Annotated in this window: 19 protein-coding genes; 11 read left to right on the forward strand and 8 right to left on the reverse strand. The window is 43.3% G+C overall.

The window, feature by feature from the left end:
- Positions 1 to 17: 17 nt before the first annotated feature.
- The 6 genes from HRU80_14125 (at position 18) to HRU80_14150 (ending at position 9552) form a co-directional block, all read left to right on the forward strand.
- Positions 18 to 1766 (forward strand): methyl-accepting chemotaxis protein, encoded by a 1749-nt coding sequence (locus HRU80_14125; protein ID QOJ29943.1) that lies wholly within the window; start codon positions 18 to 20, stop codon positions 1764 to 1766.
- Between the two features lies 1 nt (position 1767).
- Entirely contained in the window at positions 1768 to 4065 is a 2298-nt protein-coding gene (locus HRU80_14130) for a response regulator (GenBank protein ID QOJ29944.1), read from the forward strand.
- The gene (gene cheB, locus HRU80_14135) at positions 4062 to 5105 is read left to right on the forward strand and encodes a chemotaxis-specific protein-glutamate methyltransferase CheB (GenBank protein QOJ29945.1); all 1044 of its coding nucleotides are present in this window, start codon (positions 4062 to 4064) and stop codon (positions 5103 to 5105) included. The genes HRU80_14130 and cheB overlap by 4 nt, the downstream gene beginning before the upstream one ends.
- 91 nt (positions 5106 to 5196) lie before the next feature.
- Positions 5197 to 6468: a hybrid sensor histidine kinase/response regulator gene (locus HRU80_14140; protein QOJ29946.1), complete on the forward strand. Its 1272-nt coding sequence runs from the start codon at positions 5197 to 5199 to the stop codon at positions 6466 to 6468.
- A gap of 555 nt (positions 6469 to 7023) precedes the next feature.
- Positions 7024 to 8631 (forward strand): hypothetical protein, encoded by a 1608-nt coding sequence (locus HRU80_14145; GenBank protein QOJ29947.1) that lies wholly within the window; start codon positions 7024 to 7026, stop codon positions 8629 to 8631.
- Positions 8632 to 8655: 24 nt separating this feature from the next.
- Positions 8656 to 9552 carry a hypothetical protein gene (locus tag HRU80_14150; GenBank protein QOJ29948.1) on the forward strand — a complete coding sequence of 299 codons (897 nt, stop codon included), beginning with the start codon at positions 8656 to 8658 and terminating at the stop codon, positions 9550 to 9552.
- A gap of 394 nt (positions 9553 to 9946) precedes the next feature.
- On the opposite strand, the gene HRU80_14155 is transcribed toward HRU80_14150, so the two are convergent.
- The 6 genes from HRU80_14155 to HRU80_14180 all read right to left on the reverse strand — a co-directional run bounded on the left by HRU80_14155 (position 9947) and on the right by HRU80_14180 (position 14583).
- A complete protein-coding gene (locus HRU80_14155) occupies positions 9947 to 10204 on the reverse strand; it encodes a hypothetical protein (protein QOJ29949.1) in 258 nt (85 codons plus the stop codon).
- Positions 10185 to 10793 carry a 2-oxoacid:acceptor oxidoreductase family protein gene (locus HRU80_14160; protein ID QOJ29950.1) on the reverse strand — a complete coding sequence of 203 codons (609 nt, stop codon included), beginning with the start codon at positions 10791 to 10793 and terminating at the stop codon, positions 10185 to 10187. Before HRU80_14160 ends, HRU80_14155 begins: the two co-directional genes overlap by 20 nt.
- Entirely contained in the window at positions 10790 to 11584 is a 795-nt protein-coding gene (locus HRU80_14165) for a 2-oxoglutarate oxidoreductase (protein QOJ30564.1), read from the reverse strand. Before HRU80_14165 ends, HRU80_14160 begins: the two co-directional genes overlap by 4 nt.
- 20 nt (positions 11585 to 11604) lie before the next feature.
- Positions 11605 to 12687, reverse strand: coding sequence for a 3-methyl-2-oxobutanoate dehydrogenase subunit VorB (locus HRU80_14170; protein QOJ29951.1), 1083 nt, complete (start codon positions 12685 to 12687; stop codon positions 11605 to 11607).
- 1 nt (position 12688) lies between these two features.
- On the reverse strand, positions 12689 to 12928 hold the full coding sequence (locus tag HRU80_14175; GenBank protein ID QOJ29952.1) for a 4Fe-4S dicluster domain-containing protein: 240 nt from the start codon (positions 12926 to 12928) through the stop codon (positions 12689 to 12691).
- A 371-nt stretch (positions 12929 to 13299) separates the two neighbouring features.
- The gene (locus HRU80_14180; GenBank protein ID QOJ29953.1) at positions 13300 to 14583 is read right to left on the reverse strand and encodes a cation:proton antiporter; all 1284 of its coding nucleotides are present in this window, start codon (positions 14581 to 14583) and stop codon (positions 13300 to 13302) included.
- A 93-nt stretch (positions 14584 to 14676) separates the two neighbouring features.
- Here HRU80_14180 and HRU80_14185 point away from each other — a divergent pair, with 93 nt between their 5' ends.
- The 3 genes from HRU80_14185 to HRU80_14195 all read left to right on the forward strand — a co-directional run bounded on the left by HRU80_14185 (position 14677) and on the right by HRU80_14195 (position 18107).
- Positions 14677 to 16659 carry a S9 family peptidase gene (locus HRU80_14185; protein ID QOJ29954.1) on the forward strand — a complete coding sequence of 661 codons (1983 nt, stop codon included), beginning with the start codon at positions 14677 to 14679 and terminating at the stop codon, positions 16657 to 16659.
- A 351-nt stretch (positions 16660 to 17010) separates the two neighbouring features.
- On the forward strand, positions 17011 to 17475 hold the full coding sequence (locus HRU80_14190; protein ID QOJ30565.1) for a septal ring lytic transglycosylase RlpA family protein: 465 nt from the start codon (positions 17011 to 17013) through the stop codon (positions 17473 to 17475).
- Between the two features lie 80 nt (positions 17476 to 17555).
- A complete protein-coding gene (locus HRU80_14195) occupies positions 17556 to 18107 on the forward strand; it encodes a methyltransferase domain-containing protein (protein QOJ29955.1) in 552 nt (183 codons plus the stop codon).
- Positions 18108 to 18535: 428 nt separating this feature from the next.
- Here the strand turns inward: HRU80_14195 and HRU80_14200 are convergent, their stop codons facing one another.
- Both HRU80_14200 and HRU80_14205 read right to left on the reverse strand, forming a co-directional pair.
- A complete protein-coding gene (locus tag HRU80_14200; GenBank protein ID QOJ29956.1) occupies positions 18536 to 18898 on the reverse strand; it encodes a DUF423 domain-containing protein in 363 nt (120 codons plus the stop codon).
- A gap of 1 nt (position 18899) precedes the next feature.
- Positions 18900 to 19307: a hypothetical protein gene (locus tag HRU80_14205; protein ID QOJ29957.1), complete on the reverse strand. Its 408-nt coding sequence runs from the start codon at positions 19305 to 19307 to the stop codon at positions 18900 to 18902.
- Positions 19308 to 19379: 72 nt separating this feature from the next.
- On the opposite strand from HRU80_14205, the gene HRU80_14210 reads away from it, so the two are divergent.
- Both HRU80_14210 and uvrB read left to right on the forward strand, forming a co-directional pair.
- Positions 19380 to 19724, forward strand: a complete 345-nt coding sequence (locus HRU80_14210; protein ID QOJ29958.1) for a hypothetical protein — start codon at positions 19380 to 19382, stop codon at positions 19722 to 19724.
- Positions 19725 to 21761: an excinuclease ABC subunit UvrB gene (gene uvrB / locus HRU80_14215; GenBank protein ID QOJ29959.1), complete on the forward strand. Its 2037-nt coding sequence runs from the start codon at positions 19725 to 19727 to the stop codon at positions 21759 to 21761. It begins immediately after the preceding gene.
- The last annotated feature ends 106 nt before the right edge of the window (positions 21762 to 21867 follow it).

Below are 21867 nucleotides of genomic sequence, written 5' to 3' on the forward strand. Positions count from 1 at the left end.
AAAACCAGAGGACTGATATGAACTTCTTTGTAAATCTTTCCATCAAATATAAACTGCTTCTGCAGATCTCGATTATCACCTTTACAGTGATAGTACTCTTCCTTTTCTCAAAAGCAAATTTTGAGACAGTGGAGCAGAATCAGTCAGTTATAGCTGATAAATATTCAAAAGCGCTTTTTAACCTTGAGTTTCTGAAGGATAATATCCATAAGATTAAAGATGAAACTGCTTCTTACATTCTCTTCAGACAGGGGCTAGCTCAGGCTGATCTTGATAAGAGTCTGTTTGAGGCCATGAACAGTGTTGAATCGCATCAGGCAGAGCTTGAACGGCTGCTCGGTGATGAAGCGCGCTATCAGTATAATCTTAATCAGCTGCAGGAAGATACAAGGCAGTACTTTGCACTGACCCGCAAACAGATTGACAGCATGAAAATCAATCCTCGCATAAACGTGCTTTATACAGAAGCCGGCAGCTTTATGATTCAGGATATCCTGGTAGGCACAAAAAAGCTGAGTGATAATCTTAAATCTGATATAGACAACCTCCTCAGGAAATCAGCAAATGATATATTCAAGGGAGTTGTAACGTTTTGGGTTCTATTAGGCGTAACTATTATCGTCAGTATTCTTATCTTCTTTCAGTCAATCGGCATGATAACCGCGCCGCTAAAAAGAATCGCTGATGTATCTAACAGCATAGCAGACGGTGATTTAAATATTGAAATCCCTGAAGAAAAACGTGAAGATGAAATCGGTCTGCTGGTGGGTTCATATAAAAGAATGATACAGTCACTCCGCGATGTATCTTCTTTCGCGGCTAATATCGCGGCTGGTGATCTTTCAAAAAATCTCACTCCCCGTTCAGCCAATGATGAGATGATAAACTCGCTGAATAAAATGAGTACCGCATTGAGAAGTATTATCGGCGGTACACAGGAAGGCATTAAAGTGCTTTCAACCACTTCCGGACAGATATTCAGCGGAACTGCACAGCTTGCCACAAGCTCAAATGAGACAGCAACCGCGATTACAGAAACAACCGCAACCATTGAAGAAGTGAAAAAGACCTCTGAAATTTCAAGCCGTAAAAGCCGTGAGGTATCCGTTGTGGCACAGCAGGCAACTGAGATTTCTGAAAAAGGAATGATGGCAACGGAGAATACCATTGACGGAATTCACCGCATTGGCGGACAGATGAAAACAATTGGTCTCAGTATTGACCGCCTCACCGAGCAGAGCAAGGCAATTGGAGAAATTATTGCAACCGTGAATGATCTTGCAGAGCAGTCCAATCTGTTAGCGGTAAATGCATCCATTGAAGCTGCAAGAGCAGGTGAACAGGGTAAAATCTTCGTCGTTGTTGCGCAAGAAATTAAATCACTTTCAGAACAGTCCAAGCAGGCGACAGCTCAGGTGAAGACGGTTCTCAATGATGTGCAGAGCGCTATTCAGGCATCCGTAATCGCTACCGGCGAAGGTGAAAAAATCGTTTCAGAGGCTGTTCAGCTTTCCGCCGAAGCACAAAAAGCAATCGCAAAACTTGCGGAGACTATAAACGTCTTTAATGATGCCGCACTGCAAACCTCCGTTGCAAGTCAGGAGCAATTTGTGGGCATGGATCAGGTAGCTATTGCTATGGAAAACATTAAATCTGCTTCAATTCAGAATGTCAGGACAACAAAAGAACTTGAAGAGGCGGCCAAAAGTCTTCTCTCTCTGGCAGGTAAACTTTCAGATATTAACGCTGTGTTTACGGTAAGATAAAATGGATCAGGCATTTTATCAGCGGCTGCTCGAAACTTTCCGGGTAGAGGCTGACGAACATCTGATGAATATCACCAATGGTCTGCTCGAACTTGAGCAGCTTCATGGTGAAGAGGAGCGTGCTTCACTGCTTGAAACCACATACAGGGAAGCGCACAGTCTTAAGGGAGCTGCGCGCGCAGTCGGGATTAGTGAGATTGAAACCATCTGCCAAACTGTTGAATCCGCGTTTTCAGCACTTAAACAAGGGCAGCTTGAATCAGCTAAAGATTTGTTTGACCTGCTGCATGAAGGTGTAGACCTGATTTCCGGTTTCCTCAGGGCAAAGGATGATGCAGGCAAAATGGAAGTCAGTCTGAATATCGAAGATTTAACAAAGGATCTGTCGGAATATCTTGTACTGAATATTGATGACTCAATAGATAAGCTGAAAAAAAAGCTTCCTGCTGATATATCCCATGAGCAGCCTCCTGCTGAAGAAATACCCCCGGCAGCGGTAAAAGAAAGAGTGCTGCATGACCGGCAGACACCGGAGCATAAAAAACTGCAGCGTGCGGCTGAACAGAGTGTTTCCGATACGGTGCGTATCTCCACAGCAAAGATAGATGAGCTCTTCGTAAAAACGCAGGAAATTATATATACAAAACTTTCCATGGAGCAGATTCAGAATGAGCTTTCGTGGATTGAAATGATGCTGACCAGTCTGACTGACAAGTACCGGATCACACGGTTTGAGTTTGAACGCACCTTTCCGCAGCATCTGGATAATCTGAACCGCCTTCTGGGCCCGCATCAGGATATGCTGAATGATCTTTCACGAAAGGTGAAATATCTCAGTAAAGAGTCGCGCAAGGGTCTTCGCCAGTCATCAAACAATATTGAAAACCTGATAGACAATATCAAGGAAGTACTGCTTCTCCCCTTCTCTCATCTTACGGCAGGTTTTCCTAAACTGGTGAGAGATCTTGGCCGTGACCTGAAAAAAGATGTTGATATCGTAATCAACGGTGCGGATATACAGTGTGATAAACGAATTCTTGAGGAGCTGAAAGATCCTTTCATTCATCTTCTCAGAAACAGTATTGACCATGGTATAGAAAAACCTGACCTTCGCGTAAAGCATAAGAAACCGGTGCAGGGTAAAATTACCATTTCCATTCAGTCCTCCGAAGGGGGAAAGGTTATTATTACGGTTGAGGATGACGGTGACGGTATTGATATTGAAAAACTGAAACGGTCAATTCTTGCAAAACAGATTATGGAGCCCCAGCGCCTCAGTTATCTGACCGAACCGGAACTGCTTAACATGATATTCTATTCTGATGTATCCACCGCGGATACAATTTCTGATATATCAGGCCGGGGGCTCGGAATGGCTATTGTAAAAGAAAAAATCGAAAAACTGGATGGCAGCATCAGAGTTGAATCAGTACGGCAGAAAGGGGTTAAATTCACCATCTCACTGCCGGTATATCTCGCGTCACTGCGCGGTATTGTGCTCAGATGCAATGAATCATTCTTCGCAATCCCGACGGTTCGTATATCCCGGATTATCCGCATAAACCGGTCGAATATCAAATCAGTCGGAAATAAGGAAACCGTAAATATCGAAGGATATCCGGTGGCTCTGGTGGGGCTGGCAGATTTACTTGGCATCCGCGGCACAAAAAGCAGCGGCAATCCAAAATACCTTACCTGCCTTTATGTTAAATCAGGTGAAAAACGCGTTGCTTTCTGGGTTGATGAGATTTTAGATGAACGGGAAATCATCATCAAGCCGTTTAATCCCCAGTTAAGCAGAGTGAAAAATTTTTCGGGGGCAACATTGCTTGCCAACGGTAAAATAGTGCCGGTTCTGAATGTCTTTGATCTGATTGCATCAGTGGAAAAAGAAAGCAGAGCCGTGCAGCAGAGCAGTGAAGAAAAATCCACTACAGAGAAAAAGATTCTGGTGGTTGATGATTCCATAACTTCACGCATGCTGGTAAAAGATATATTGGAATCGTTCGGATATAACGTTAAAGCAGCTTTTGACGGTCTTGATGCATATACCACACTGCAGCTGGAGCATTTTGATCTGGTTGTTTCTGATGTGGAAATGCCAAGAATGAGCGGCTTTGAACTTGCCCAGAGTATCCGTAAAGACGCAAAACTACGGAACCTACCCGTAATCCTGGTTACTTCTCTGGCCAAACCGGAAGACCGGGAACGGGGTATTCAGGCAGGTGCTAATGCTTATATCGTTAAAAGCAGTTTTGACCAGTCAGCACTTCTTGATACTATAGAGAGACTTATATGATCAGAGTTCTTGTTGTTGAAGATTCTCCTGTTATTCAGGAGCTTATCGTACAGTATATAAACAACGATCCGCAGATGGAGGTGATTGCTGTTGCCGTCACCGGAGTTGAAGCGGTTGAAATGGCGCAGAAGCATAAGCCCGACGTCATTACCATGGATGTTAATCTTCCTGAAATGAACGGCCTTGATGCTACAAAAAAAATCATGGAGACCAATCCGGTCCCCATCATTATCTGCAGCGCAAATTTTAATCCAAAGGATATGGATGACACCTTTTCGGCACTGAGCGCGGGAGCAGCCGCAATTGCAGAAAAACCCCACTCTTACGGAACTAAATCCTTTGATGTGCTGATAGGCAGGCTGCTGAATAATATCAGGCTTCTTTCTGCCATAAAAGTATATAAACGAGTGCCGGTCAGGCCAATCACCGTTTCGAATCTGATTAAAAAGAGTCTGACCAAAGAGGCATACTTATTCAATAATAAATTCAGTCTTATTGCAATTGGCGCTTCAACCGGCGGACCGGTTATTATTGAACGGCTCCTTGCACATCTGCCTGAACGCTTTTCCATCCCGATAATTATCGTGCAGCATATTACCCCCGGGTTCTCAAACGGATTTGTTGAATGGCTGCAGAAATCCTCAAAAATCAATATTAAACTTGCCGAGCAGAATGAACCGATACAGCCCGGAAACTGCTATGTGGCGCCTGATAACTGCAATTGTACTGTTTCAAAAAATATGGTGATTCATCTGGAGGATACTCCCCCCGAGCATAGCGCAAAACCTTCGGTTTCGGTGCTGTTCAGGAGTGTTGCTAAAAATGTGGGGGATAAGGCCCTTGGCATCCTGCTGACCGGTATGGGGCGGGATGGTGCCGCCGAACTTAAGATGATTAAGGACGCGGGCGGTGAGACCATCATACAGGATGCTGATTCCAGCGTGGTCTATGGTATGCCGGGAGAAGCGCTAAAACTGCACGCTGAAAAACAGGTGCTTACCCCCGAAAAGATGATAGAATACTTCCATGAAATCAGCTAAGCATATTCAACAAGGAATTTTACGCGAAAAACCTTATTTTCAAGTTGAAATAATGGAATTTACCAGAAAGGTTTAACCGATTCAGGATCGTATGAATAAAGAATTACTAATTGTTGAAGACAGCCCAACCCAGCTCGAACAGCTGCGCTATATCCTTGAACAAAACGGATATAATGTAAGAACCGCGCGTGAGGGGAAAAGTGCCTATGACATGATTCTTGAATCTAAACCGGCGCTCGTGATTTCTGATATCGTGATGCCAGAAATGAACGGTTACGAACTCTGCACAAAAATTAAGGAAAGTCCTGACCTGAAGGATATTTCCGTTATGCTCCTGACCAACCTCTCAGACCCTCAGGATGTGATAAAAGGTCTTCAGGCCGGAGCCGATAACTTCCTGACCAAGCCTTATAACGAGTATTTCCTTCTTTCCAGAATAAGTTATATTCTGCTGAATAAGGATCTTCGCGACCGCTCATCCTCCTCCGATATGGGCATCCATATCGTCTTCGGCGGAGAGAAGTATTTCATCAATTCTGACCGGATGCAGATCATTGATCTGCTCCTTTCAACCTATGAAAACGCTATCCAGAAAAACAGCGAACTGGCGGAAGCGAACAAGCAGCTTCTGAATATGCACCGCGAAATCGCGCGCAAGAATATCGAACTGGAAAAGCTGAATGAGGATAAGAATAAGTTCCTCCGCATAGCTGCACATGATTTAAGAAATCCTACAAGCGCCATTCTTTCTTTCTCAGTTCTGATGATGGAAGAAATCTGGCATAAACTTGATGAAAATGAAAAAGAATTTCTCACCATTATCAAAGATTCCAGTGAATTTGTCCTGAAGCTGCTGAATGAACTGCTTGATGTGGCAGTAATTGAATCTGGCAATCTTAGCCTCAATCTGGAAGAAACTGATATCGTTGCACTTACTGAAAAGAACGTCTCACTGAACAGAGTAATTGCCGATAAAAAGAAACTGAAAATTGTCTTTACTCCTGAAGTACCTGAGCTGCGGCTGAGCATTGATGCTGTTAAAACAGAACAGATTCTTAATAACCTTATTTCAAATGCGATTAAATTTTCCTATCCTGAAAAGCTGATTGAAGTCAGTCTTTCAAAAAATGAAGATCAGTGTGTTATCAAGGTCACCGATCAGGGACAGGGTATACCGCCTGAAGATTTGGTAAAACTCTTTCAGCCATTCGCACGAAGAAGTGTCAGATCAACCGCAGGCGAGCGCAGCACCGGGCTGGGGCTCTCCATCGTTAAAAAGATCGTTGAAGGCCATAAAGGTAAAATCTGGGTTGAGAGCGAAGTAGGAGTCGGCACCACATTTTTTGTTTCTTTACCGCTATAAATCAAGGACAGTAAGGGCTTTCCCCTAAAAAGATTCCGATCCGCGGAAATCCGCGTTCGAAGATCCGAAAAATCCGCGTGCTGTGTTTCGGTGCCGGTTTAGTTCAAGGAAAATAACGACAGTAAAAACTTCCTCCCTAAAAGATTCCGATCCGCAAAAATCTCCATTCGAGGGTTCCGGAAAATTTTCAGGCAAATATCGTACTTAAAAAAATAATACATTAAACTCCCCCCGAAATACTGTTTAATTTCAAAACCACTTTCCGGTCAGTTTAAATCCCCGTTTGATAACCGTTATATCCGGCTGCTCACTTTGATGCCACAATGTGCAAATTCTTACGTTTTAAGGCCGTTTATTCAAGCTTGCTTTTCGTATCACCTATCAGATGCCATCCACCTAAGCTAACAGCCGGATGATTGATAATTTGGAAAATCACATAAAATCTGCTAAATTTTATAACGCCAAATAAAAATTCGCGTCACCACCTTATCATTTACTTTTACTTGAACTCACTTAATGTATTTTGTCAAATTATACACAATGACAGGTAAAATCATGAAACAGGCTGCCTTTTTCACACTGCTGATTATTTTCCTAATCTATGATCCTGTTTTTTCTCAGGATACATGGAACTCCTATCTTAATCAGGTTCTGAATGTTCCGGTTGAATCGGAGCGTATGAAGCTCCTTGATGATCTGATGATCCAGACTGGCATGCAGTTTCCTGCATACTCAAGGCCTATAACGCATAAGGAGTGGCAAAGATACATTAATATAATTTATGATGAGTACAAGAATTCAATGTCCCCTGCATTAAAGCAAAAAATTGAGGACTATCTGCCGGATTTTCGCTTCCAGGATAACTGGCATTTTGAGCTCTATGGAAGAACCGTACCTGAGGTTGTCTACTCAACCGAGGGCAACCGTAATTACCTCACCAGATATGAAAAAAGAAGCCCGCTCTTCCGGCTTAACTATGAAGCCTCCCGTGATACGAATTTTGGTTTTTCTATCCGTGTTAATGTAAATAATTATCAGCCTGTATATACGGTAACGGGAAACAAAACTAATATACCAAAAGATCCCTGGGAGGACCTTGATTTCAGAATCTTTCATAAGGCCTATTTCAGTTATCAGTCACCGCATGCTATGATTACCCTCCAGCTCGGCCGTGATAATGTAAGCTGGGGAGTGGGGAACAAAGTCACACTTCTCCTTTCGGATAATGTTCCTTATTATGATATGTTAAAGTTCGCTCTCTGGTTTAATGAAATTAAATTCTCAGTTATTTATGCTTCACTTACGGATTATGAGCCCCAGAATCAGTTTAAAGGATCGTATAACGATGTAAGCGGCTTAAATAAGCCAGAAAAAAATATGCTGGTGCAGCGTGTTGAATACACACTGGCAAATAAGATAAATTTCGGGATTTCCTATATGAAAATAATTTATGGCAGATCACCAAAGCTCGGAGATGTCAACCCCCTGATCTATCAGCACAATTTATTCAAGGATTATCAGAATAGTCTTGCAAGCGCTGATTTTAGCGCTTCTGTTTTGCCCGGAGTTTTATTGTATGGTGAAATAGCTTCTGACGAAATCAACTTCAGCGGAGATGTAAAAAAGGATGGCAGTGATCCAACAGCACTTTCATATCAATTCGGTACCAGACTCTATTTTGCAGATTTCTTCTATAAAGCTGAATATGTACATATTGCCCCTTTTATGTATAACCATTTTCACTATCTCGGCAGAGCCATCGAAATTGACGGGGTTCGTTATTACGGACTTCCTCAAAGATTTGTTACCGCAAGAGCAATGGGGCATTACTATCAGCCTGATTCAAGAAACTACTCCTTCTCAATCGAAAGACTGGTAAATAAATATCTGCGGCTCGGGCTTTCAGCAGAACGCCGGAATTATGGTGAAATCAACCTTTCAACTCCTTTCCCAGCGGCCGGGTATAAAGCAAAGACCTCGCCGAGCGGAATAGTGGAAAAAGCTTTTATCACAGGCTTTCATGCCAACTATTTTACTTTACGTTTTCTTTCCGACTTGAATATTTACTATTCAAAATATGATAATTTTAAGAATGTGGCAGGAAATAATTTCAACGCATGGGAGTTTCAGTTCTCATTTGGCTACCGCTTTGACTTGATTTAGAAATTTTCAGAAAGCTTTTCCCGCATGAACAATTCTTATCTACTGAAAGTAATCTGCTTTTTACTATTTCTTAAGTTTACAACAAATGCATTTGGAATACAGCCTGATTCATCTGAAGAATCGTTCAAATATTCCGCAACGTTCGGTTACTGGAATGATAACTTCTGGCTTGATAAAGAATTTAATCGTTATGCCGGAACAGAACTTTTCCGTACAAATGATGATTTCCTGACCGCCAATTTCTGGTTAAGGTATGGACTAGAAAATAACGATACGCGCCACCTTGCTGATTTTTATCTGAATTTAATTACAGACAGAAAAAATAACTACAGGACCGATTTTATCGTTTTCAGATATACTTATGAAGGCAATCAAGAAAAAGAACTTATCTACAGGCTTGGTACCGGAATTGCTCTCTCGGGCAACTATGGCGGAGAAGCTATTCAAAATAAATATCATAGAGCGTTCGGTATTAAGCCGGTATCTTTAAGTTACGAAACAAACAAAACTATTCTTGCAGCATTCTATGGCTCGGTCAGATACCGGATTTATAGCATAAACAAGTTTATATTCCGCACATCAACTTCAGTGTCCTGGCTGTCAGGAAATGGTCCAAGTTTTCTGGAATATGGAATTTCCGCAATTTATAATCCCAATCTCACGGAATCTCTCTACCAGATCAGAATTCATCTCGGAAATTTGCACTATTATAAAAAATCTGCTGAACTGAGTCCTTTTTTTGATAACGGTCTTCTGTGGGCAGTTATTGGCACAATACGGTTTTTTGATTTTGTAAATACCAGTGTCTGGATTACCGGCAATCAGTATGGAGTTAAGGATCAGAAACATTATGGAATAGCATTTACTTTCGGAGGTACATCTCTGGTTCCGCTAAACTTTGATGATATAAAATTTCCCTGATATTTTTATTTTCTCCAACCCTGAGGACTTCACAGACAAATTTACTGAAGCAGTAAAATGATCTTAAACCTCATTACACCATATTCCGATCCGTTAAAATCTGCGTTCGAAGATCGGTAAAATTCGCGAGCTGTGTTTGGGTGCCACTGTAAATCAAGGACAGCAAAGACAATAATGACAGTAACGACTTTCCCCTAAAAAGATTCCGATCCGTAAAAATCCGCGTTCGAAGATCCGCATAATCTGCATGCCATTGGAGTGCCATAGTGTTCCCGTCATATCACATTTCATAGCATACTCAGTAAAATAAAAAAGGGTGAAACCGCACAAGGCAGCTCCACCCTTTTGAATAAATCAACACGAATGATGTTAACGCAGCGAAGTTATATATCGCTCAGTGAAAACTTTGTATAACTCCGTCAATGGACTGAGAACGGGCATGAATCTCATTGAGCTTCTGAATGATAATCAGAATCTCCGCCCTTCTCTGCTCAATCATATCAACAAAAAGATTCCTGACCTCAGGTGAATTACACTGGTCAAGCACCTCTTCATAGAACTGTACTGAAGCAGTCTCCTTTCTCAGTGCCTCGTTAAGCATTGAGCAGGTATTCTTGCAGTTTTTCTGACATCTAACCTGCGCTGTATTCATAGACTGACTCCTTAGCGTTTCCATTTCGGGCTTCCTTTCTGGTTAATTCACGAACCAGTTCTTTTCCCCGCTCGATTGCCTGTTCATTAAGCGGAATAAGATGATGGTGTCGTTCAGGCAAAACTTTTTTCAAAGCGTAGATGATAGCTTCAGGTCCTATAACCGGCTTCAGCTCCAGATATGCACCAAGCATTATCATGTTCGCTGTCTGCTTCTTCTTCAGCTTTTCGGCTTCCTCAAGTACCGGTATGCCAAGAACCGTTATATCCGTTCTTTCCGGCACGCGGATAATGGAGGATTTTTCATACAGAAGAATGCCGCCGGGCTTTACTGCATTTTCGAATTTATCAAGCGAAGGCTGATTAAAAACGATTGCCGTATCAAATTCAGAAATTATAGGAGAACTGACCGGTGTATCAGAAAGAATAACAACACAGTTTGCAGTTCCGCCGCGCATTTCAGGTCCGTATGAGGGCATCCAGCTTGTTTCTTTTTCTTCTTTTATTGCAGCATAGGAAAGGGTTTGTCCCATTGAAAGGATTCCCTGTCCGCCGAATCCGGCAATAATTATTTCTTCATTGAGTCTCATGATACAGCTCCTTCTTTTCCAGGCACCTTTATATCTCCGAGCGGAAATACGGTGAACATATTTTCTTCAATCCAGCGCATAGACTGCAGCGGTGTCATCCGGTAACCGGAAGGACAGTTGGAAACTACTTCGATGAAACAGGTTCCTTTCTTTTCTTTCTGGTATTCAAATGCATTACGGATTGCTTTCTTAAGACGGCGTACTGCGTTAACATTATTAACGGACTGTCTTGTTACATAATAAGCACCTGGCAGATGAGCAACCAGTTCTGTCATTTTAAGCGGCTGGCCGGTAAATTTTGTATCTCTTCCGTACGGGCTGGTAGAGGTAACCTGGCTCTGCAATGTAGTAGGAGCCATTTGTCCGCCGGTCATGCCGTATATAGCATTATTGATAAAGAGCACCAGTATATTTTCACCGCGGTTAACCGCATGAATGGTTTCTGCGGTTCCGATTGCGGCGAGGTCTCCGTCACCCTGATACGTAAATACAAATTTATCCGGGCGGACTCTTTTAATACCGGTTGCAACTGCACATGCTCTGCCGTGGGCAGCTTCCTGCATATCAACATCCATATAATGATAGGCAAATACTGAACAGCCGACCGGTGCAACACCTATGGTCTGTTCCTGAATTCCCATTTCAGCAATTACCTCCATAAGGATTTTATGGGCAATACCATGTCCGCATCCGGGGCAGTAGTGCATGGGTGCATCGGTTAATGTTGACGTTTTCTCGTAAACAACATCCATTGCTTCGAGAGCTTCTTTATCAATACATACGGGATCCATTACTTCTTCCATAATTCCTCCTACACCAGACTTTCTTCAAGAACGTTTATTTTGGCCTGAACTGCTTCCACAATTTCAGCCGGGGTTGGTATCATTCCGCCCATTCTGCCTTTGAAGTAAACCGGAGTTTCACCGTTCACTGCAAGACGGACGTCTTCAACCATCTGACCCGCATTCATCTCAACGGTCAGGATGAAGCGTGCATGCACTGCATGATGTTCAATCTGTTCTGACGGGAAAGGATAGAGCGTGATCGGACGGAAGAGTCCGGCCTTGATTCCCTGCTCGCGCAGGATATCAACTGCCTTCTTACTGATGCGCGCTGCAAGCCCGTATGCTGTAAGTATATATTCTGCATCTTCCATGCAGTATTCTTCATATTTGATTTCGGATTTCAGCAGTTCATACTTATGCTGCAGACCGAGATTAATTTCTTCCATTTTTTCCGGCTGAATAAAAAGAGAGGTGATAACATTTCTTTCTCTTGATTTAGGTTTGCCGGTTGTACCCCAGAGAGGTATCTGCTTCGGCAGTGATCCTTCTTCAGGAAGCACAACTTTTTCCATCATCTGGCCAAGCGCGCCGTCAGAGAGAATCATCGCTGGCATTCTGTATTTTTCGGAAATTCTGAATCCTTCAAATACATGGTCCGCCATTTCCTGAACTGATGCGGGAGCAAGAACATACATGTGATAATCACCGTGTCCGCCGCCTTTTGTTGCCTGAAAATAATCTCCCTGTGAGGGCTGTATGGTTCCCAGACCCGGGCCGCCTCTGTTTACATTTACCAATAAACAGGGAAGCTGAGCTGATGCTATATATGAAATACCTTCCTGCATCAGGCTGAATCCGGGGCTTGATGATGAAGTCATTACTCTTGCACCGGCTCCGGCAGCACCGTAAATCATATTGATTGCTGCTACTTCACTTTCTGCCTGCAGTACGATACCTTTTCTGTGAGGAACCTCTGCTGTCAGGTATTCAAGAACTTCTGATTGAGGAGTTATCGGATATCCGAAATATGCATCCATGCCGGCTCTTATGGCAGCTTCAGCCAGTGCTTCATTCCCCTTCATCAGACGGACGTTATCATTGTTTGCCATCTTATGCCTCTGCTGTTTTCTTTTTCTTTTTATTTTCCCGGTAGACTGTAATCACGCTGTCCGGGCAGATAATTCCGCAGTTGGAGCATCCGGTGCAGTTATCCTTATATAATTCTATGTAGCGGTAACCTTTTTTATTAAGGTGCGTTGAAAGTCTGAGACTATCCTGAGGGCAGGCATCAATACAAAGTTCGCAGCCCTTACACAGCTCAGTTTGTGCTGTTATATATCCTTTAATCATTTCCGTATTTCCATTTTTGAGGAAAGTTTTTCAAATTTAATGCCAAAAAAAAGATGCGAAAACAGCGGTAAATCGGGGGAAAATTAGCTGCGGAGGGCTGTATAAATCTTGCATTTGAGAAGAATGGCTGACCGTTTAAGAATTTTAAACGGATTCCCGACAAAAACCGGTGAAAAATAAAAATTTCCCTTTTCGAATTACTTTAAGAATTGTTTACAATTTCAACAATTCTGCTTTTCACCGATTGGGTGAACCTCAAGTTTGCTTGAATTTTTTACAGTCTGGCGGATTATCTGTTTTTCTCAAAAGAGATACTGATCCCGATTGGGGAAACAGGGAATTATTCTCTTATTTCCTTATTATGAGAGAATTCACAGATACTCGTCCGGATGCGGATTTGCGGGGGGAGCCTCTCCGACGGAAGTATCGGGTTTAAACCCGCCGAAAATGGGACCATAAAACCAGCTTAGCGTATTTTTTTCGATCAGGGGCACCAGAATAACCGTTGCGATAATGCTGGTCAGGACCGTCAGGTAAACCACATCCTGAATGACCTGCCCCCCCGCCATACCCTGCTGAAGGGGAATGGATGCCAGTACAGCAGCAGCGAGACCCTTGGGTACCATGATCGAGATCAGGGAGGCATCGCGCCTTTCCACTTCTTTTTCCACTACGAAGCGAGTGAGCAGAAGACGTGCGGCATAAATAAAGACAACAATCAAAGCAGCGGTAACACCCGTTGCGATTTCGCCAAATTTGATTGAGATTCCAAGATAGAGAAAAAAGAATGTCTTAATGACAAAAACAATTTCTTTATAGAAGGTTTTCTCCGTTTCAGTGATAACAGCAAACTCCCGCTGTCTCAGGATTTTTATTCCCAGAAATGCCCGGATCCGCTCATGGTTAGTGAGTCCTATCCCAAAAGAAAGGGATGCGATGGCACCGCTGAATCCGAGAAACTCAGAAATGCCATAAACAATAAACACAAACGCAAATGTGCTGAGAATGGTATTCGGAAACCTCCTGACCGTATTCAGGACGAGCAGCCAGGCGATACTTCCGACTAATCCGATTACCAGTGCAAAGAGCAGAGAGGATAGTATGGAGCCGATAATTTTTCCGGTTTCAATGCTTCCGTTAATTTCAGCCTGAATCAGACTGAAAACCAGGACAATGCAAAGTACATCTGTCAGTGCTGATTCAATTATAAGTATGGTTTCGCTTTTTTCTTTCATTCGCAGTGCTTTTACCAGCGGAATTACCACTGCTGATGAAGTGCCGCCAAGAATAATCCCGGTTATAATAGAAGGCATCAATGTGAGTCCTAGAAGAAAATAAACCGTAACCGTTACCAGGACAATTGAAGCAATGAAGGAACTTATAGAGATTGAAATGGTTGACCTGATTGATTCCGACAATGTTTTTAGATTAAGAGTTGTTCCGCTTTCAAAAAGAATTACCACCAATGCAATTGAACTGAACACGCTCCCGACTTTACCGAAATCCGAAATCTTTACCACTCCGAGCAGCGGTCCGATAATCAGCCCGAGCAGGATGAGCGAAAGCACATCTGGAATCTTGGTGCGTTCAAATACCGAGACGGCTATATGAGCCAGAAAGAAGATGATGCCTATTGAAAGTATTACTTCTGACATACGCTGATCACTGAAAAACTCTCATGTTTTGGTTATTTTTACTTTATAAGTCTTTAAAATAACGAATTTACCAAAAACATCGCCATGAACATAATGTACTCTTTTTTGACTACCATACTATTAGTAGTATTCCTCCTGGGAACAGGCCGGCTCGATGCACAGGCCCCAAAACCAGATGTTCTTGATCTGATTAACCTGGAAATACCTTCCTCTCCCGCTGTTTCTCCCGATGGCTCACAGATTGCGTATATTATCCGCAAGCCATCGGCTGACTACAAAACCTGGGAATCAGTTCTTTACCTGAAAGAGGTAAAAACATCCTCAGTCCGTGCAATCACCTCCCCAAAATACCGGGTTGGCAGTCCCCTGTTTTCTCATGACAGCTTCAACATATACTATATTGGCAGCGCACCATTCTTCAGCAAGAGCAAGGGAGATACGGTAAAAGGAAGCAGCCAGGTGTGGCGCTACAATGTGAACGATGGCACATCATCAGTTTTCACGGAACTGGATGAGGGAGCTGCAGAATACACTCTGAGCCGGGACGGTTCACAACTGGCAGCACTCACCACAGCAGAAGAACCGGAAGTGAGCATGAAAATCGGTTCAACCATTCTCCCGGCGGATGAGAGTATATATCCAAAGAAAAACCCGGCAAAGATTCTTGTGGTTTATGACGTAAGTTCAGGAAGAGAACTGTACCGAACTGCGTTAGATCCGGGAGCGCAGGATATTACCTTCAGACCGGATAGCAGTGGTATTGTTTATCAGTCCAATCTGACCGGTGACTACAATGATGAACAGAAATTTGATCTTTACAGCGTGGATGCATCCGGTAAAAAAACGCAAATAACAAACTTCCCGGGCCCTGAAACGGATGCTCTCTTTTCACCGGATGGTAACAACTTTATCTTTAAGACCCAGACAGTGCCGGATATTGAATTCGCTGAAACTGATATTGAAATGATGAACCCGGACGGCTCAGGCCGGAAAAATTTGACCGGCGATTATAATTTTAATATCCAGTCATTTATCTGGCGCAATAAAACATCAATACTATTTATTGGTGCAGAGTATTATCACTCTGTTGCCTATGAAATGGATATCCGTACAGGTAAGAAAATCCGCATCTCCCCTGCCGATAAATCAGTCAGCGATCTGAGAGTTACAGCTGATGGCAGAATATTCTGGAGAGAGGAATCCCCGGAAACCATTGCTGAAATGATGCTGGGTAATAAAAAGCTTTCCTCCTTTTCAGATCAGCTGAAGGAATTCAAAAGCGGTTCACAGGAAGTTGTTCTTTATAAAAGCAGTGACGGTAAATTTGATCTTAACGGGATTCTCTTTAAACCGGAAGGATTTGATCCCGCAAAAAAATATCCGATGATTGTTACCATCCACGGCGGACCGTACGGTTATTTCAGAAATACTTTTCAGCAGAGCTATCCAACAAAGGTGTTAACTTCGATGGGTTACCTGGTCTTTGCGCCAAATCCGCGCGGAAGTCTGGGTGGTTCTGATATGTTCGGTCAGGCGAACCGCTACGATCTGGGGGGCGGTGATTACCGTGACATTATGGACGGAGTTGAGTACCTGATTGGAAAAGGATTTGTTGACGCTGATAGAATGGGAGTTACAGGCGGAAGCTACGGTGGATATCTGACCAACTGGACAATTTCGCAAACCAACATTTTTAAAGCAGCTGTTTCAATGTATGGGATTTTCAGTTTTTTCACAGACTGGAGCAACTCATGGCAGCCCATCTTCGAAAAAATGTATTTCGGTTACTATTACTGGGAGCGCCCGATTGATATGAGCAATCTTTATGTGAACCGCTCCCCGGCTTTCTATGCGGATAAAATCAAGACTCCCACGCTGATACTTCAGGGGGAAAAAGATCTTTATACCGATGTGGCTAATTCCCGTGAAATGTTTCAGGCGCTCAATACCCTCGGGGTTCCGGTTGAGTTTATACTGTATCCCGGAGAAGGGCACGGAATCCGGAACAAACCTTTCCATTACGCAAATGTAATGCAGCGCTCAGTTGACTGGTTTGAGAAGTATCTGAAAAAATAAACTCATTTAAGTAAAACTTTTAGGACAGGAAAGACGAGCAAGACGGCTGATTCTGCAAGATTTGCTCTGGGGTGTCGCCTGACCCCTGCCTTTGTGGTTTTGTGTATAGTTGTTACTGAACAAAAATTTGGTTTTGTCCGTCAAAATCTGGAGTGAGCCGGATTTAAATTCCAAGTGATTTAATTGGATTTTCGACTCCAATACTAAAAAGGTCGAAAATTCTAAAGTCGGCATAGGACACACCCGAAATCTTGGTGTCCGGATCACTTTTCCATATTTTTGTATGGTAATTTTTTATTAACAAACCACGAGGGCTTATTGAGAACCATCGTTAAGGTTGTTATTTTCTTTATGATCCTGGTTATTGCAGGGTTTACAACCAAAACTGCATTTATAACCGGAGCGTCCGAAGATCAGACGGTCAGCGCTGCTGTACCGGAAACTGAGATACCTGAGGCAGAGCCGCAGACAACGGTCGTTAGCTTCACAGACATAGGGCAGCTTAAGGCATCCTGGTACGGACCAGGCTTCCATGGCAGAGTAACCGCAAATGGTGAAATATATGACCAGGAAGGATTTACCGCCGCCCATAAAAGGATGAAATTCGGAACGCTTCTCAGACTGACCAACCCGAAAAATGGCAAGTCTGTTATCGTAAGGATTAACGACCGGGGACCTTACATTCCCGGAAGGGAATTAGATCTCTCTAAAGGAGCTGCAAGAGAACTCGGCCTCATTAAAAAAGGTGTAGCTCGTATAAAGGTCGAGGAAGTAACTCTGCAGGGCGGCATAAAGCCGGTTTTCTCCGCAAATTAATAATCAACTTCTCAAAAAACCCGGTTTTCAGACCGGGTTTTTTTATTTTAAATCTCGTTTTTTAATTTACTCAAGGAACCATGAAACTCAATCTCGGCTGCGGCAAGGATATTAAACCAGGTTATGTAAATCTCGACATTGTTGACTACGGCGGAAATGACATCCATGATATCAACACATTCCCCTATCCTTATGCTGAAAATACCTTCGACGAAATTTATTGCTCCCATATCCTTGAGCATCTGGATAGCTTCCATAAAACAGTCACCGAACTTTACCGTATAGCCAAGCCAGATGCAACCATCATAGTTTACGCCCCTTTTTTCCTGAACACTAAGTACTTCGGTGAGCCGGATCATAAAATCCCCTTCTCAATCCGGACGTTTGATAACTATGAGTATATAGGCAACCGGAAGCCTAAATTCTATGAAAAATGGAAACTGAACCACCGCACCAACTATGAAGGTAAAGCGCAATTTGAAGTCATTGAGAAGAGATTTATCACTTCCCATTTCGCAGCTCTTAAATGGATGGATATAATCGTTAATATCGAACCAGTCATTTACGAAAGATTTTTTGCGGGAATCTTCTCGCCGGAAGAAGTCTACTTTAAATTACGGGTCGTGAAATAATGGAAGATGGATAAGGGATAATTGAGAATGGACAAGGGATAATGGATAAAAATTTTACCGACCACAGAGTGGTCGCAAATTGGTAGAAAACAAAAACGAACGCACACCCCCGACTCCGGAGGAGTCGCAAATTGGTAGAAAACAAAATTTAACATCCGCCCCCGTCCGACCACGGAGTGGTCGTAGGTTGGTAGAAAAAAACGAACACACACCCCCGACTCCGGAGGAGTCGCAAATTGGTAGAAAACAAAATTTAATATCCACCCCCGTCCAACCACGGAGTGGTCGTAAATTGGTAGAAGACAAATATGGTCATCGCCCCCGACCACGGAGTGGTCGCAGGTTGGTAGAAAACACGAATCCCAGGTTACCCTAACCCTGAACGGGTGATATTACTGTAGAATCTCCCCTCTTCTGAAAAGTAAGATCTACTTCAAACGCACAGCGTAAATTATCATCCCCAGCCATCCGGCTAAAAAGGACACTCCGCCTAACGGGGTTAAAACCACCAAAAAACTGATTCCGGTCAGAGAATAAGCAAACAGGGAACCGGAAAAAAGCACTATCCCGATCATAAAAAACCAGGCAATATATTTGGGTACATTCTTCAGTGAGAAAATGCCGATAAGCGCCGCAGTATGAAACATCTGGTAGAGAACCGCAGTTTTCCAGTTTTCAAGCCCTTTTTCGGTCAGAACATCCTTCAGCGAGTGTGCACCGAATGCCCCTAAAGCCACAGCCAGAAATCCGCTTATAAAAATAAACAGGAGAAGAAATTTTGAGAACTTCATATCAGCCCCAGTCTCCCCGCATCCAGCGAATCACAAAAAAACCAATAATCACGAATGTTGAAAGCACTCCGAAAATATTAACATAAGAATAAATCTGATTTCCGGTCACGGTCATAAAATAGTTCGGTATTGAAAGAAAAAAAATAACGCCATAAGCGCTCCAGTTTACCGCCGGGACAAGATTATCAGTCAGAAAGGAATTAATAATCACAACCAGAGTTGCGAAAAAATGAATTGCGTGGGCTATATCCCATTCCCCCATCTGAACGGGGGTTGCATAGGTGAGGAACGAATATTTGCCGTAGAAGTAAGCAACCAGCCAGATGACGCCGGCAAGTGATGCATTAAAAACCCTCCTTTTTGGGGAAAGTACTGCATCCTTCTTGATCTTTGGCCCTATTCTCCTCATACCTCTCTAATTCTGTTGAATAATTAACTTTTTGAAAATATCTTTAAAATTTAAATAAATAAACTTAAACGAATGAAAAATATTCAGAAATTTATCGTCCCTATACTCGTGGTGCTTGTTGTAGCCATGGTTTATTTCTTTTATCTGAACCCTAACAAAGGTATCGGATCCTTTGCTGATTTTGATACGAATAACAATGCGAACAAGGATGTAAAAGTCTATGTTGCCCAGGAGAGGGAAGTGCTTCCCGATCCGCAGGGAGGAATTGTTTTCTACGGCCGTGACCGTGCGGGTCAGGTGGTTAAAATACAGGCCGGAGGAGTAACCGTTGAACAGATCAGATCAGCTGAAACCGTAACACTGCGCGGGCATCTGCATAAAGATTACTTCCATGCAGCTGAGGTCATCCCCGAATAAGTGAAAGCCCCTTTCCGCCCCTTTGACTTAGTCTCCTCCTATCAGCCCTCCGGTGATCAGCCAAAAGCTATAGCCGAGCTGGCAGAAGGCATTAAGCGCGGAGATAAGTTCCAGACACTATTGGGTGTTACCGGAAGCGGAAAAACGTTCACTATCTCAAATGTCATAAAGGAATTTAACAAGCCGACCCTTGTTATTTCCCATAATAAAACTCTTGCGGCACAGCTCTATTCGGAACTGAAATCATTCTTTCCGAATAATGCCGTTGAGTTTTTCATTTCTTACTACGACTATTATCAGCCGGAAGCGTACGTTGTTTCAAGCGACTTATATATCGAAAAAGATTTCGCTATTAACGACGAAATTGACCGCCTCCGGCTTAAGGCAACCACTTCCCTGATTGAAGGAAGGAATGACATTATCATCGTTGCCAGCGTAAGCTGTATCTATGGTATCGGTGCACCTCAGGAGTTTGCTGACCAGATTATGTTCCTGCAAAAAGGAGAAGGGCTCCCCCGTAAAAAGCTTCTCAGAAACCTGATTGATATCCACTTTGTCCGCAATGATGTTGATTTCACCCGCGGCACGTTCCGGGTAAGGGGTGATGTCATTGAAATCATTCCGGCATATCAGTATGAAGAAGCGGTGCGCGTTGAATACTGGGGAGATGAGATTGAAAAGCTGAGCATTATTGATGCTGTTACCGGGGATGTAATAAGTGAGGCTGAAAGCGTGCACATCTATCCTGCCAAGTATTTCGTTTCGAATAAAGATAAACTGATGGCAGCCATCAAGAATATTGAAGCTGAACTTGAGGAACAGCTTTCATTCTTCCGGCGTGAAGAAAAATGGCTTGAGGCACAGCGCCTTGAACAGCGGACACGGTTTGATATCGAAATGATGAAAGAGGTAGGTTACTGCTCCGGCATTGAAAATTACTCACGCCACATGGATGAAAGGAAGCCAGGCTCCCGTCCCTTCTGTCTGTTTGATTACCTTCCAAAAGATTATCTGCTGGTAATTGATGAGTCCCACGTAACCGTGCCTCAGCTTAGGGGTATGTATAATGGTGACAGGATGAGAAAAGAAACGCTCGTAAATTTTGGGTTCCGGCTCCCCTCAGCCCTTGATAACCGTCCGATGAAATTTGAAGAATTTGAGTCAATGCTCAACCAGGTCATCTTTGTGAGCGCCACCCCGGCTGATTTTGAACTGGAGAAATCCGGCGGTGTTATTGTTGAGCAGATCATCCGCCCGACTGGACTGATTGATCCTGAAATTATCATCCGCCCGGTTAAGGGACAGATTGACGACCTGATAGGAGAAATTAAGGCACGTGCCGCAATCAAAGAACGGGTTCTGGTTACCACCCTCACCAAAAAGATGGCGGAAGACCTGACAGACTATCTTGAACGGATGAATATAAAAGTCCGGTATATACACAGCGGCATTGATGCTCTTGAGAGAGTTGAAATCCTGCGTGATCTTCGGCTGGGTGATTTTGATGTCCTGGTCGGAGTTAACCTTCTGAGAGAAGGCCTCGATATGCCGGAGGTTTCAATGGTTGCAATACTTGATGCGGACAAGGAAGGATTCCTCCGTTCCGAACGCTCCCTGCTTCAAACCGCAGGAAGAACTGCACGAAATGTTAATGGAAAAGTGATTATGTATGCAGACAAAATCACCAATTCCATGGCAAAAATGATTGGGGAAACTGAGCGCAGGAGGAAGATGCAGGAGGAATACAATCGCGAACACGGCATCACTCCTCAGACGATCCTGAAAAGCCGGGAAGAGATTATGAGCTCAACTTCAATTGCCGATGTCCGTAAACGGGACGGAGCAGCAGTGAAAGATGATCTTGACTACGGCATGGTTGCTGAGCCGATCATCAAATATATGTCAACGGAGCAAAAGGAAGATATCATCCAGCAGATGACCGATGAAATGTATAAAGCAGCAAAGAATCTTGAGTTTGAAAAAGCCGCAAATCTGCGTGACCAGATAGCCAAATTGAAAAAAGCAGCCGGTAAATAACCCGGGGAAAATTTTGATTCTACGGACAGGGGCCTCATCACTTTTTGAACTTGTAAATACACGCCGCGGCGTGTACCTGCGAAGCTGAATTACCTAAAACTCAATA

Source organism: Ignavibacteriales bacterium (assembly GCA_015709675.1).
In the GTDB taxonomy this organism is placed as follows: domain Bacteria; phylum Bacteroidota; class Ignavibacteria; order Ignavibacteriales; family Ignavibacteriaceae; genus H2-BAC3.

Excerpts from the sequence above, each read along its gene's own strand:
- HRU80_14125 (QOJ29943.1), top strand. The coding sequence starts at position 18 with ATGAACTTCTTTGTAAATCTTTCCATCAAATATAAACTGCTTCTGCAG.
- HRU80_14130 (QOJ29944.1), top strand. The coding sequence starts at position 1,768 with ATGGATCAGGCATTTTATCAGCGGCTGCTCGAAACTTTCCGGGTAGAG.
- cheB (QOJ29945.1), top strand. The coding sequence starts at position 4,062 with ATGATCAGAGTTCTTGTTGTTGAAGATTCTCCTGTTATTCAGGAGCTT.
- HRU80_14140 (QOJ29946.1), top strand. The coding sequence starts at position 5,197 with ATGAATAAAGAATTACTAATTGTTGAAGACAGCCCAACCCAGCTCGAA.
- HRU80_14145 (QOJ29947.1), top strand. The coding sequence starts at position 7,024 with ATGAAACAGGCTGCCTTTTTCACACTGCTGATTATTTTCCTAATCTAT.
- HRU80_14150 (QOJ29948.1), top strand. The coding sequence starts at position 8,656 with ATGAACAATTCTTATCTACTGAAAGTAATCTGCTTTTTACTATTTCTT.
- HRU80_14155 (QOJ29949.1), bottom strand. The coding sequence starts at position 10,204 with ATGAATACAGCGCAGGTTAGATGTCAGAAAAACTGCAAGAATACCTGC.
- HRU80_14160 (QOJ29950.1), bottom strand. The coding sequence starts at position 10,793 with ATGAGACTCAATGAAGAAATAATTATTGCCGGATTCGGCGGACAGGGA.
- HRU80_14165 (QOJ30564.1), bottom strand. The coding sequence starts at position 11,584 with ATGGATCCCGTATGTATTGATAAAGAAGCTCTCGAAGCAATGGATGTT.
- HRU80_14170 (QOJ29951.1), bottom strand. The coding sequence starts at position 12,687 with ATGGCAAACAATGATAACGTCCGTCTGATGAAGGGGAATGAAGCACTG.
- HRU80_14175 (QOJ29952.1), bottom strand. The coding sequence starts at position 12,928 with ATGATTAAAGGATATATAACAGCACAAACTGAGCTGTGTAAGGGCTGC.
- HRU80_14180 (QOJ29953.1), bottom strand. The coding sequence starts at position 14,583 with ATGTCAGAAGTAATACTTTCAATAGGCATCATCTTCTTTCTGGCTCAT.
- HRU80_14185 (QOJ29954.1), top strand. The coding sequence starts at position 14,677 with ATGTACTCTTTTTTGACTACCATACTATTAGTAGTATTCCTCCTGGGA.
- HRU80_14190 (QOJ30565.1), top strand. The coding sequence starts at position 17,011 with ATGATCCTGGTTATTGCAGGGTTTACAACCAAAACTGCATTTATAACC.
- HRU80_14195 (QOJ29955.1), top strand. The coding sequence starts at position 17,556 with ATGAAACTCAATCTCGGCTGCGGCAAGGATATTAAACCAGGTTATGTA.
- HRU80_14200 (QOJ29956.1), bottom strand. The coding sequence starts at position 18,898 with ATGAAGTTCTCAAAATTTCTTCTCCTGTTTATTTTTATAAGCGGATTT.
- HRU80_14205 (QOJ29957.1), bottom strand. The coding sequence starts at position 19,307 with ATGAGGAGAATAGGGCCAAAGATCAAGAAGGATGCAGTACTTTCCCCA.
- HRU80_14210 (QOJ29958.1), top strand. The coding sequence starts at position 19,380 with ATGAAAAATATTCAGAAATTTATCGTCCCTATACTCGTGGTGCTTGTT.